Consider the following 12632-nt stretch of genomic DNA (forward strand, 5'->3'; position numbering starts at 1 on the left):
GGTAAAAAGGACTGAAGAATGACCACGTACACCCTGAAAGATATCACCAGACCTTCCGGCGGTTTCGCCATGCTGGCCGTTGACCAGCGTGAAGCAATGCGCCTGATGTTTGCCGCCGCAGGCACGCCAACGCCGGTCAACGATCAGCATCTCACGGATTTTAAAGTCAATGCTGCAAAAATTCTCTCGCCGTATGCCTCCGCGATCCTGCTTGACCAACAGTTTTGCTACCGCCAGGCGGTAGAGCAGAATGCCGTTGCCAAAAGCTGCGCCATGATTGTCGCCGCCGACGCCTTCATCCCGGGTAATGGCATCCCCGTCGACAGCGTAGTGATTGATAAAACCATCAATCCTCAGGCCGTCAAGCAGGATGGCGCGAAAGCCTTAAAACTGCTGGTGCTCTGGCGCAGTGATGAAGATGCGCAGCAACGTCTTGAAATGGTGAAAGAATTTAATACGTTGTGCCATAGCCAAGGTCTATTGAGCATCATCGAACCGGTGGTCCGTCCGCCGCGTCGCGGAGATAAATTCGATCGCGAACAGGCAATTATCGATGCCGCTAAAGAGCTGGGCGACAGCGGCGCCGATCTCTACAAGGTCGAAATGCCGCTGCATGGTAAAGGCACACAACAAGCCCTGCTCAGCGCCTCTCAGCACCTGAACGAACACATCAATATGCCGTGGGTCATTCTCTCTTCCGGCGTTGACGAAAAGCTGTTTCCACGCGCGGTCAGCGTCGCGATGAGTGCTGGCGCTTCTGGCTTCCTGGCCGGTCGTGCGGTCTGGTCATCGGTGATTGGCCTGCCGGACAGCGAGATGATGCTGCGTGATGTGTCTGCACCTAAATTGCAACGCTTAGGTGAAATTGTCGATGAAATGATGGCCCGCCGCCGTTAATACGAGGATCAAAGCATGAAATGGTTTAACACCATGAGCCACAACCGCTGGCTGGAGCAAGAAACCGATCGCATCTTCAATTTTGGTAAGAACGCGGCGGTGCCAACCGGATTCGGCTGGCTGGGTAATAAAGGACAGGTCAAAGAAGAGATGGGCACGCACCTGTGGATCACCGCCCGCATGCTGCACGTCTATTCCGTCGCCGCAGCGATGGGCAGACCGGGCGCTTACAGCCTGGTCGATCACGGTATTAAGGCCATGAACGGCGCGCTGCGGGATAAAAAATACGGTGGCTGGTACGCCTGCGTGAATGATGAAGGCGTGGTAGATGCCTCCAAACAGGGATACCAACACTTTTTTGCACTGCTGGGCGCTGCCAGCGCGGTCACCACCGGACACCCTGAGGCCAGGAAACTGCTCGATTACACCATTGAAGTCATTGAGAAATACTTCTGGAGTGAAGAAGAGCAAATGTGCCTGGAATCCTGGGATGAAGCGTTTAGCAAAACCGAAGACTATCGCGGCGGCAATGCCAATATGCACGCCGTTGAAGCCTTCCTGATTGTTTACGACGTCACCCATGACAAAAAATGGCTGGATCGTGCGATCCACATCGCCTCGGTCATCATTCACGATGTCGCCCGCAAAGGGGAATACCGGGTCAATGAGCATTTCGACGTGAACTGGAACCCGGTCCGCGACTACAACAAAGACAATCCCGCCCACCGTTTCCGCGCCTATGGCGGCACGCCAGGCCACTGGATTGAGTGGGGCCGTCTGATGCTGCATATCCACGCCGCGTTAGAAGCGAGAAGCGAACAACCGCCCGCCTGGTTACTGGAAGACGCAAAAGGTCTTTTCCACGCCACCATTCGTGATGCCTGGGCGCCCGACGGCGCTGACGGCATCGTGTACACCGTTGACTGGGATGGCAAACCCATTGTTCGTGAACGGGTGCGCTGGCCGATTGTAGAAGCAATGGGTACCGCCTATGCGCTATATACGGTCACGGGCGATCGCCAGTACGAAACCTGGTATCAGACCTGGTGGGAATACTGCATTAAGTACCTGATGGATTACGAAAATGGTTCCTGGTGGCAGGAGCTGGATGCGGACAACAAGGTCACAACCCGGGTATGGGACGGTAAACAGGATATTTATCACCTGTTGCACTGTCTGGTTATCCCACGTTTACCGCTGGCACCGGGCCTTGCTCCTGCGGTTGCTGCCGGTCTTCTGGATATCAACGCCAGGTAAGCAACGAGGATAGCAGCCATGCATAGCGGTGGAAAAACACTTCATCTTCAGGCCGGGCACTACTGCGCGAAAATAGTCACCGTTGGCGCCGGATTAGCAGAATTGACGCACCGTGGGCGTCACGTCGTTATTCCCCATAAGCCGGAAGAGATACCGTTGGCACATTTGGGAAAAGTGCTAATACCCTGGCCAAATCGCGTGGCAAAAGGCTGCTATCAACATAACGGCAAGCGCTTCCAGCTTGCCATTAACGATCCGGTTACGCATAGCGCTATTCATGGATTACTGGCCTGGCGGGACTGGCAGATTAATCAGCAGTCTAAAACGGAAGCGTCACTGACGATTTTTCTGCCGCCTTCTTATGGTTATCCCTTTGCGCTGGTTTCAGAGGTGATTTATCGACTGGAGGAAACACACGGGCTGCATGTCTTTATTCGTACGCAGAATCTGAGTGACGAAATCGCACCGTATGGTGCCGGAGCCCATCCCTATTTGACCTGCAATCTGCACCCCATTGATGGTTGTGAGTTGACGCTTCCTGCGAGTGAAGAAACAGGTAGTGAACGGGATTTCACAACGCCGCGACGCATTGCAGGAACCTCTATCGATCATACATTCAGGGTCTTGACACCTGAGGTTGAGTGGGAAGTCAGGATGACCTGTGCCTCACAAAACATAACGACTTTTTTACGCAGCCATCAACCCTGGCTGCAGGTATATACCGGCGAGAAATTAGCAAGGCGTGGTCTTGCAGTGGAACCGATGACCTGCCCACCCGATGCCTTTAACTCCGGAACAGGCCTGATTTATCTCGCGCCAGGAGAAACACATCAGATGCATTTTCTCATCGGCAGCGAATAAAAGATTTCCGACAAATTACCGAATTACCCTATTTATTACGGAGACGATGATGAATTCGTTACAACAACGGTCAACCCCTTTAGAGCTGACGACGTTACAGAATGGATTTACGCTAACGTACCACCAGCGATTAATTTTACGTCACAGCGAAGCAGCCCCCTGTCTGTGGGTTGGTGCTGGCGTCGCCGATATCGACATGTTTCGTGGCAACTTCAGCATTAAAGACAAACTTAACGAGAAAATTGCCCTGACCGATGCCACTGTCAGTGAATCAGCCGACGGCTGGCGAGTACGCTTTAGTCGTGGTGATGCCGTCACGGCGACGCTACGCATCTCCACCGATGAAGCGGGTCGTTTGCAACTGGATCTGCACAATGACGATCCCGACCATAACCGTATCTGGCTGAGACTGGCGGCTAACCCGGATGACCATATCTACGGCTGCGGCGAGCAGTTCTCTTACTTCGATCTGCGTGGCAAGCCGTTTCCACTGTGGACCAGCGAACAGGGGGTGGGCCGTAACAAAACCAGCTACGTCACCTGGCAGGCCGACTGCAAAGAGAACGCAGGCGGCGACTACTACTGGACCTTCTTCCCGCAACCTACGTTTGTCAGTACGCAGAAGTATTACTGCCACGTTGATAATAGCTGCTACATGAATTTTGACTTCAGCGCGCCGGATTATCACGAACTGGCATTGTGGGAGGATAAAACCACCCTGCGAATTGAATGCGCCGACACCTATATCGCGCTGCTGGAAAAACTGACCGCGCTGTTAGGTCGTCAACCCGAGTTACCAGACTGGATTTATGATGGCGTCACACTGGGCATTCAGGGCGGCACCGACGTTTGCCAGAAAAAACTGGATACGATGCGCCGTGCTGGCGTGAAGGTAAACGGCATCTGGGCGCAGGACTGGTCCGGGATCCGCATGACTTCATTCGGTAAGCGCGTGATGTGGAACTGGAAATGGAACAGCGACAACTATCCACAACTGGACAGCCGTATCAAACAGTGGAATGCCGAAGGCGTGAAATTCCTTTCATATATCAACCCGTATGTCGCCAGCGATAAAGACCTGTGCGCCGAAGCGGCAAAGCACGGCTATCTGGCAAAAGATATGTCAGGTAATGATTACCTTGTTGAATTTGGTGAGTTTTACGGTGGCGTTGTTGATTTGACCAACCCGGCGGCTTATGACTGGTTCAAAGGCGTCATCAAGAAAAACATGATCGAACTCGGCTGCGGCGGTTGGATGGCGGACTTTGGCGAATATCTGCCGACCGACACGGTTCTGCATAACGGCGTCAGTGCTGAGATCATGCATAACGCCTGGCCTGCACTGTGGGCAAAATGTAACTACGAGGCGCTTCAGGAAACCGGCAAGCTTGGCGAAATCCTGTTCTTCATGCGTGCGGGTTATACCGGCAGTCAAAAGTATTCCACCATGATGTGGGCTGGCGATCAGAACGTGGACTGGAGTCTGGATGATGGCCTTGCTTCCGTTGTCCCCGCCGCGCTCTCGCTAGCCATGACCGGTCACGGCCTGCACCACAGCGACATCGGTGGTTACACCACGCTGTTTGAGATGAAACGCAGCAAAGAGCTGCTGCTGCGCTGGTGTGATTTCAGCGCCTTCACGCCGATGATGCGTACCCACGAAGGTAACCGTCCCGGCGATAACTGGCAGTTTGACGGCGATGGCGAAACCATTGCCCATTTCGCCAGAATGACGACCGTGTTTACGACGTTGAAGCCGTACCTTAAGCAAGCCGTCGCGCAAAACGCCGCAACTGGCTTGCCAGTTATGCGTCCGTTGTTCCTGCATTACGAAAACGATGCGCGCACCTACACCCTGAAATACCAGTACCTGCTGGGGCAAGACCTGCTGGTCGCTCCGGTGCATGAGCAGGGCCGCAGCGACTGGACGCTGTATCTGCCGGAGGATCATTGGGTGAATCTCTGGACAGGTGAAACGCAAAGTGGCGGCGAGGTAACCGTGGATGCGCCATTAGGTAAACCGCCAGTCTTTTATCGCGCGAAAAGTGAGTGGGCGTCGCTGTTTGCATCTTTACGCCACTTCTAATAAGGCTCGCCCATGGGAAAACTCATGGGCAAATGAGGGATAATCATGAGTCAAAACATAACCAACCCGGCAACCCTACGCTTGCCCTTTAAGGAAAAACTCGCCTACGGAATGGGTGATTTAGGTTCCAATATTCTTCTGGATATCGGTACGCTCTATTTACTGAAGTTTTATACCGATGTTCTCGGTTTACCGGGCACCTATGGCGGTATCATTTTTCTTATTGCCAAGTTTTTTACCGCGTTTACCGATATGGGAACCGGTATTATGCTCGATTCACGACGTAAAATCGGTCCAAAAGGTAAATTCCGTCCTTTTGTTATGTACGCTGCGTTTCCGGTGACCCTGCTGGCTATCGCTAACTTTGTCGGTACACCGTTTGAAATCACCGGAAAAACGGTCATGGCGACCGTCCTGTTTATGCTCTACGGGCTGTTCTTCAGCATGATGAACTGTTCCTATGGCGCAATGGTGCCCGCCATCACCAAAAACCCGGACGAACGCGCCTCGCTCGCCGCCTGGCGGCAGGGTGGCGCGACGCTTGGCCTGCTGCTGTGCACCGTCGGTTTTGTGCCGGTCATGAACCTGATCGAAGGCAATTCGCAACTGGGGTATATCTTCGCCGCGACGCTGTTCTCGCTGTTCGGGTTGTTCTTTATGTGGTGCTGCTATGCCGGGGTAAAAGAGCGCTATGTCGAAGTGAAACCTGTCGACGCGGCGCAAAAACCGGGATTATTGCAGTCCTTTCGTGCCATCGCCGGTAACCGTCCGCTTTTCATCCTGTGTATTGCCAATCTCTGCACGCTCGGCGCATTTAACGTCAAGCTGGCGATCCAGGTTTATTACACCCAGTACGTGCTGAACGATCCGATTTTGCTGTCGTGGATGGGCTTTTTCAGCATGGGCTGTATCTTCATCGGCGTCTTTTTAATGCCGGGGATGGTGCGTCGCTTTGGCAAGAAAAAGGTCTATATCGGTGGCCTGCTGATCTGGGTTGCAGGCGATCTCCTCAACTACCTCTTCGGCGGAGGCTCAGTCAGTTTTGTCGCGTTCTCCTGCCTGGCATTCTTCGGCTCTGCGTTTGTGAACAGCCTGAACTGGGCGCTGGTTTCCGACACGGTGGAATACGGCGAATGGCGAACTGGCGTGCGTTCTGAAGGGACGGTTTACACCGGTTTTACGTTCTTCCGTAAGGTTTCACAGGCGCTGGCCGGCTTCTTCCCGGGATGGATGCTGACCCAAATTGGCTATGTGCCTAACGTGGTGCAATCGGCGGGAACGGTCGAGGGGTTACGGCAGCTGATCTTTATTTATCCCTGTGCGCTGGCGGTCGTCACCATCATTGCAATGGGCTGTTTCTACAATCTCAACGAAAAAATGTATATCCGTATCGTTGGCGAAATCGAAGCCCGTAAACAAACGATTTAAAACAATAATATCCAACGCCCTACGGGGCGTTATGAGAGGCGATTATGTCTGACCATGATCCGCTAACGCTGAAACTGAGCCTGCGTGAGAAGTGCGCCTACGGCATAGGTGATTTTGGCTCAAACCTGATGCTGTGTATCGGGACGCTGTATCTGCTTAAGTTTTATACCGATGTGCTGGGGATGCCTGCGTATTACGGCGGCATAATCTTCCTGGTGGCGAAGTTCTTTACTGCCTTTACCGATATATTAACCGGTGTATTGCTGGATTCACGCCGTAATATTGGTGTAATGGGTAAATTCCGCCCCTTCATACTTTATGCCTCTTTTCCCGTGGCGCTGGTTGCCAGCGCGCAGTTCTTTGCCACGGACTTTACCTTAACGGTGAAGACGACGCTGGCCACCCTCCTGTTTATGCTGTTTGGTTTGTTTTATAGCCTTATGAACTGCTCTTATGGTGCAATGGTGCCAGCTATCACCAAAAACCCGCACGAACGCGCCCAGCTTGCCGCCTGGCGCCAGGGCGGCGCAACCATTGGTCTGCTGCTGTGTACCGTCGGCTTTATGCCGATTCAGGCGTTGTTTACCCGTTCGCCATCGTTGGGCTATTTAATTGCCGCGCTGATTTTCTCCGTGTGCGGACTGTTCAGTATGTGGTGGTGTTTCCGTGGCGTTAAGGAACGTTACATCGAAATCGTGCCAGATCACCATAAGCCTGGCATTCTCAAGTCGTTCTGCGCCATTTTCCGCAACCCACCTCTGTTAGTGCTGTGTATTGCCAATCTGTGTACGCTGGCAGCGTTCAACATCAAACTGGCGATCCAGGTCTATTACACACAGTACGTTCTGAACGATATCCATTTGCTCTCATGGATGGGCTTCTTCAGCATGGGGTGCATTCTGGCAGGTGTACTGTTAGTACCCATGACCGTAAGGCGTTTCGGTAAAAAACAGGTTTATCTCGGAGGGCTAACACTCTGGGCAGTTGGGGATATCCTGAATTTCTTTTGGGGCGGAACCTCCTTTTTATTCGTCACCTTTTCCTGTGTAGCCTTCTTCGGTACCGCCTTCGTGAACAGCCTGAACTGGGCGCTGGTGCCGGATACCGTGGATTACGGCGAATGGAAAACGGGGATTCGCGCAGAAGGTTCCGTCTATACCGGATATACCTTTTCGCGCAAGATTTCCGCTGCGTTGGCGGGGTTCCTGCCCGGAATGATGTTGACCCAGATTGGTTATATCCCCAACATCGCGCAAAGCGACGCGACCTTACTGGGATTACGCCAGTTAATTTTTCTCTGGCCCTGTGGTCTGGCGATTATTGCTGCACTGACCATGGGTTTCTTTTATAAGCTTAACGAAGCGCGTTTCGCTTTTATTATTGAGGAAATAAATCAACGAAAAAAGAACAACACTCGTTCTGACGTAACCAATAACAATAAAAACATCGCTACTGTAAATCTTTAAACAAATCTTGCCGCTATTTCCATCCAGATGGATGGCGGCTTCCCTACGCTTAAAAAATGGATTTATGATGAAAACATTACATACTCTCATTCTGTTATCTTCAGTGATATCCACCTCTGTAGTTGCTGGCGCTTATGTCGAAAACCGGGAGGCGTATAATCTGGCATCCGATCAACAAGAGATCATGCTGCGCGTTGGCTATAACTTTGACATGGGTGCGGGCATTATGCTCACTAATACCTATACGCTCCAGCGTGAAGACGAGTTAAAACACGGCTATAACGAGATCGAGGGCTGGTATCCGCTCTTCAAACCCACGGATAAATTAACGATCCAACCTGGCGGGTTGATTACCGACAAGAGTATTGGCTCCAGCGGCGCGGTGTATCTGGACGTGAATTACAAATTTACACCGTGGTTTAATCTGACGGTGCGTAACCGCTACAACCATAATAATTACAGCTCGGTCGATTTAAATGGCGATCGAGATAATAACGATACCTATGAGATCGGCAACTACTGGAACTTTATTATTACCGATAAATTCTCGTATACCTTTGAACCCCACTATTTTATGCGGGTGAATGATTTTAATAGCAGCAATGGCAAGGATCATCACTGGGAAATTACGAATACCTTCCGTTATCGGATCAACCAGAACTGGCTGCCCTACTTCGAACTGCGCTGGCTGGACCGGAACGTAGAACCCTATCACCGCGAACAAAATCAGATTCGCGTTGGGGTTAAATATTTCTTCTGAATAGATTGAGGTAAAGAAAAGCCGCTGATATCAGCGGCTTTTTTCGTCACAAGATTATCAATTAATCTTCTTTCGGACCACGGTTCGCGCGGCGGCGATCGTTTTCCGTCAGGTGACGTTTACGAATACGGATAGACTGCGGCGTCACTTCTACCAGTTCGTCGTCATCGATGAACTCCAGAGCTTGTTCCAGAGTCATCTTAACCGGCGGAACCAGAACCGTGGCTTCGTCAGTACCGGAAGCACGCATGTTGGTCAGTTTCTTACCGGTCAGGCAGTTTACCGTCAGGTCGTTAGAACGGCTGTGAATACCGATGATCTGGCCTTCGTATACTTCAGCACCGTGACCCAGGAACAGCTTACCGCGGTCCTGCAGGCTGAACAGTGCAAACGCAACCGCTTTACCCTGACCGTTGGAGATCAGTACGCCGTTCTGACGCTGACCCACTTCACCCGGACGTACGTCGTCGTAGTGGCTGAAGGTGGAGTACAGCAGACCGGTACCGGAGGTCATGGTCATGAATTCTGAACGGAAGCCGATCAGACCACGGCTTGGAATCACGTAGTCGAGACGTACGCGGCCTTTGCCATCTGGATTCATATTTTTCAGGTCGCCTTTACGCTCGCCCAGTGCCTGCATGACAGAACCCTGGTGCTGCTCTTCAACGTCCAGCGTCACGTTCTCGAACGGCTCTTGTTTACGACCATCGATTTCGCGGAAGATAACTTTCGGACGGGAAACCGCCATTTCGAAACCTTCACGACGCATGTTTTCGATCAGAACAGACAGGTGCAGCTCACCACGACCGGATACACGGAACGCGTCCGCATCTTCAGTTTCTTCAACACGCAGTGCAACGTTGTGCACCAGCTCTTTGTTCAGGCGGTCAAGGATCTGACGAGAGGTAACGTATTTACCTTCTTTGCCACAGAACGGAGAGGTGTTGACGTTGAAGAACATGGTGACGGTCGGTTCATCAACAGACAGTGCCGGCAGCGCTTCCACATTCTGCGGATCGCAGATGGTGTCAGAGATGTTCAGCTCGCCCAGACCGGTGATCGCGATGATGTCGCCTGCTTCTGCCAGATCGCTATCGATACGCTCCAGACCCAGGTGAGTCAGGACTTTACCGACTTTACCGTTGCGAGTTTTGCCTTCGCTATCCACGATAGTAATCTGCTGGTTCGGCTTCACTTTACCGCGTTTGATGCGGCCGATACCGATAACGCCAACGTAGTTGTTGTAGTCCAGCTGAGAGATCTGCATCTGGAACGGACCATCAAGGTCAACGTCCGGCGCAGGTACGTGGTCGACAATCGCCTGATACAGCGGGGTCATGTCTTCCGCCATATCTTCGTGATCCAGACCAGCAATACCGTTCAGCGCAGAAGCGTAGATGATCGGGAAATCCAGCTGTTCGTCGGTCGCGTCGAGGTTCACAAACAGGTCAAATACCTGATCGACAACCCAGTCCGGACGCGCGCCAGGACGGTCAACTTTGTTGATGACCACGATCGGCTTCAGGCCATGCGCAAAGGCTTTTTTGGTCACGAAGCGCGTCTGCGGCATTGGGCCGTCAAATGCGTCAACCACCAGCAGCACAGAGTCAACCATGGACATGACACGCTCAACTTCACCACCGAAGTCTGCGTGCCCAGGGGTATCAACGATGTTGATACGATAATCATTCCATTTGATAGCGGTGTTTTTCGCGAGGATGGTAATCCCACGCTCTTTCTCCAAATCGTTGGAGTCCATCACACGCTCTTGAGTTTCGGCACGAGAGTCGAACGTACCGGATTGCTGCAGCAGCTTATCAACCAGGGTAGTTTTACCATGGTCGACGTGCGCGATGATGGCGATGTTACGCAAATTTTCGATCACAACTTTGCCTCAGGCATTAGAAATAGCGCGTTATTGTACACGGATTAATCGCACTACAAAACAGGATCACAAACATCCTCCGCAAACAAGTATTGCAGAGTTTCTTTGTGATCGCTTTCACGGAGCGTTAAAAGGGTTATGCACGGTCCATTGCACCAATATGGTGCTTAATGTTCACATTAAAGCACTATACTGGTGCAACATACACGGCATGGTGCAACCCTTTTGCACGATGGTGCGCATGATAACGCCTTTTAGGGGCAATTTAAAAGTTGGCACAGATTTCGCTTTATCTTTTTTACGGCGACACGGCCAATGATTAAAGAATTGAACACCTCGTTACCACGACGACTATGACCAATCTGGAGAGTTAAGTATGTCCGCTGAACACGTTTTGACGATGCTGAATGAGCACGAAGTGAAGTTTGTTGATTTGCGCTTCACTGATACCAAAGGTAAAGAACAGCACGTCACGATTCCTGCTCATCAGGTAAATGCCGAATTCTTCGAAGAAGGCAAAATGTTTGACGGCTCTTCGATTGGTGGCTGGAAAGGCATCAACGAATCCGACATGGTGCTGATGCCGGATGCTTCTACCGCAGTCATCGACCCGTTCTTCGCGGATTCTACGCTGATCATCCGTTGTGACATCCTGGAACCTGGCACCCTGCAAGGCTATGACCGCGACCCGCGCTCTATCGCCAAGCGTGCTGAAGAATACCTGCGCTCCACCGGCATCGCGGATACCGTTCTGTTTGGGCCAGAACCAGAATTCTTCCTGTTTGACGACATCCGTTTCGGCGCGTCAATTTCCGGTTCTCACGTGGCTATCGATGACATCGAAGGTGCCTGGAACTCCTCCACCCAGTACGAAGGTGGTAACAAAGGTCACCGTCCGGCAGTAAAAGGCGGCTACTTCCCGGTTCCACCAGTAGACTCTGCTCAGGACATCCGTTCTGAAATGTGTCTGGTGATGGAGCAAATGGGCCTGGTCGTTGAAGCTCACCACCATGAAGTGGCCACTGCGGGTCAGAACGAAGTGGCAACCCGTTTCAACACCATGACCAAAAAAGCGGACGAAATTCAGATCTACAAATATGTGGTACACAACGTCGCTCACCGTTTCGGCAAAACCGCGACCTTTATGCCAAAACCGATGTTCGGCGATAACGGTTCCGGTATGCACTGCCACATGTCCCTGTCCAAGAACGGTACCAACCTGTTCTCTGGCGACAAATATGCGGGCCTGTCTGAGCAAGCGCTGTACTACATCGGCGGCGTAATCAAACACGCTAAAGCGATTAACGCCCTTGCGAACCCGACCACCAACTCATACAAGCGTCTGGTCCCGGGCTACGAAGCACCGGTTATGCTGGCTTACTCTGCCCGTAACCGTTCTGCCTCTATCCGTATTCCAGTGGTCGCGTCTCCAAAAGCACGTCGTATCGAAGTCCGTTTCCCGGATCCGGCAGCGAACCCGTACCTGTGCTTTGCAGCACTGCTGATGGCCGGTCTTGACGGCATTAAGAACAAGATCCACCCTGGCGAAGCCATGGACAAAAACCTGTACGACCTGCCGCCGGAAGAAGCGAAAGAGATCCCACAGGTTGCAGGTTCTCTGGAAGAAGCACTGAACGAGCTGAACCTGGATCGCGAGTTCCTGAAAGCGGGCGGCGTGTTCACTGATGAAGCTATCGATGCTTACATCGCGCTGCGTATTGAAGAAAACGACCGCGTACGCATGACGCCGCACCCGGTAGAGTTTGAGCTGTACTACAGCGTTTAACTGTATCTTAAAAGCCCGACGAATTTCGCGTTGCGGCAAGGCGGCAACGGAGCGAATCCCCAGGAGCAGAGATAACGATGTGACTGGGGGAGCGAAGGTAGCCAACGCAGCAGCGGCGTGAAAGGCGTCAGGTGTTTTTTAGTTGCCGTGGAAACTTTTAGCCCATCTCACGATGGGCTTTTTTCACCGTCAACAATCTGATCCTT

Annotated in this window: 9 protein-coding genes; 8 read left to right on the forward strand and 1 reads right to left on the reverse strand. The window is 52.1% G+C overall.

What is annotated here, in order from left to right; all coding sequences use genetic code 11:
• The first annotated feature begins 18 nt into the window (after nt 1-18).
• The 7 genes from yihT to ompL all read left to right on the forward strand — a co-directional run bounded on the left by yihT (nt 19) and on the right by ompL (nt 8755).
• Nucleotides 19-897: a sulfofructosephosphate aldolase gene (gene yihT, locus HVX64_RS22515; protein ID WP_181825193.1), complete on the forward strand. Its 879-nt coding sequence runs from the start codon at nt 19-21 to the stop codon at nt 895-897.
• A gap of 15 nt (nt 898-912) precedes the next feature.
• On the forward strand, nt 913-2154 hold the full coding sequence (yihS, locus tag HVX64_RS22520; RefSeq protein WP_044265143.1) for a sulfoquinovose isomerase: 1242 nt from the start codon (nt 913-915) through the stop codon (nt 2152-2154).
• A gap of 18 nt (nt 2155-2172) precedes the next feature.
• The gene (locus tag HVX64_RS22525; protein WP_042998853.1) at nt 2173-3015 is read left to right on the forward strand and encodes an aldose-1-epimerase; all 843 of its coding nucleotides are present in this window, start codon (nt 2173-2175) and stop codon (nt 3013-3015) included.
• Between the two features lie 49 nt (nt 3016-3064).
• Nucleotides 3065-5101 (forward strand): alpha-glucosidase, encoded by a 2037-nt coding sequence (locus HVX64_RS22530; protein ID WP_044257153.1) that lies wholly within the window; start codon nt 3065-3067, stop codon nt 5099-5101.
• 45 nt (nt 5102-5146) lie between these two features.
• A complete protein-coding gene (locus tag HVX64_RS22535) occupies nt 5147-6529 on the forward strand; it encodes an MFS transporter (RefSeq protein ID WP_042998851.1) in 1383 nt (460 codons plus the stop codon).
• Between the two features lie 44 nt (nt 6530-6573).
• A complete protein-coding gene (locus HVX64_RS22540) occupies nt 6574-7995 on the forward strand; it encodes an MFS transporter (protein WP_044257152.1) in 1422 nt (473 codons plus the stop codon).
• A gap of 67 nt (nt 7996-8062) precedes the next feature.
• The gene (ompL, locus tag HVX64_RS22545) at nt 8063-8755 is read left to right on the forward strand and encodes a porin OmpL (protein WP_042998849.1); all 693 of its coding nucleotides are present in this window, start codon (nt 8063-8065) and stop codon (nt 8753-8755) included.
• A 61-nt stretch (nt 8756-8816) separates the two neighbouring features.
• Here the strand turns inward: ompL and typA are convergent, their stop codons facing one another.
• The gene (typA, locus tag HVX64_RS22550) at nt 8817-10640 is read right to left on the reverse strand and encodes a ribosome-dependent GTPase TypA (RefSeq protein ID WP_042325427.1); all 1824 of its coding nucleotides are present in this window, start codon (nt 10638-10640) and stop codon (nt 8817-8819) included.
• A gap of 376 nt (nt 10641-11016) precedes the next feature.
• Here typA and glnA point away from each other — a divergent pair, with 376 nt between their 5' ends.
• A complete protein-coding gene (glnA, locus tag HVX64_RS22555; protein ID WP_042325425.1) occupies nt 11017-12426 on the forward strand; it encodes a glutamate--ammonia ligase in 1410 nt (469 codons plus the stop codon).
• Nucleotides 12427-12632: the final 206 nt, after the last annotated feature.

Source organism: Citrobacter sp. RHB20-C16, assembly GCF_013890155.1.
GTDB classification, from domain to species: Bacteria; Pseudomonadota; Gammaproteobacteria; order Enterobacterales; family Enterobacteriaceae; genus Citrobacter_A; species Citrobacter_A amalonaticus.

Coding starts and splice junctions, on each gene's coding strand:
- yihT (WP_181825193.1), top strand. CDS start 19: ATGACCACGTACACCCTGAAAGATATCACCAGACCTTCCGGCGGTTTC.
- yihS (WP_044265143.1), top strand. CDS start 913: ATGAAATGGTTTAACACCATGAGCCACAACCGCTGGCTGGAGCAAGAA.
- HVX64_RS22525 (WP_042998853.1), top strand. CDS start 2,173: ATGCATAGCGGTGGAAAAACACTTCATCTTCAGGCCGGGCACTACTGC.
- HVX64_RS22530 (WP_044257153.1), top strand. CDS start 3,065: ATGAATTCGTTACAACAACGGTCAACCCCTTTAGAGCTGACGACGTTA.
- HVX64_RS22535 (WP_042998851.1), top strand. CDS start 5,147: ATGAGTCAAAACATAACCAACCCGGCAACCCTACGCTTGCCCTTTAAG.
- HVX64_RS22540 (WP_044257152.1), top strand. CDS start 6,574: ATGTCTGACCATGATCCGCTAACGCTGAAACTGAGCCTGCGTGAGAAG.
- ompL (WP_042998849.1), top strand. CDS start 8,063: ATGAAAACATTACATACTCTCATTCTGTTATCTTCAGTGATATCCACC.
- glnA (WP_042325425.1), top strand. CDS start 11,017: ATGTCCGCTGAACACGTTTTGACGATGCTGAATGAGCACGAAGTGAAG.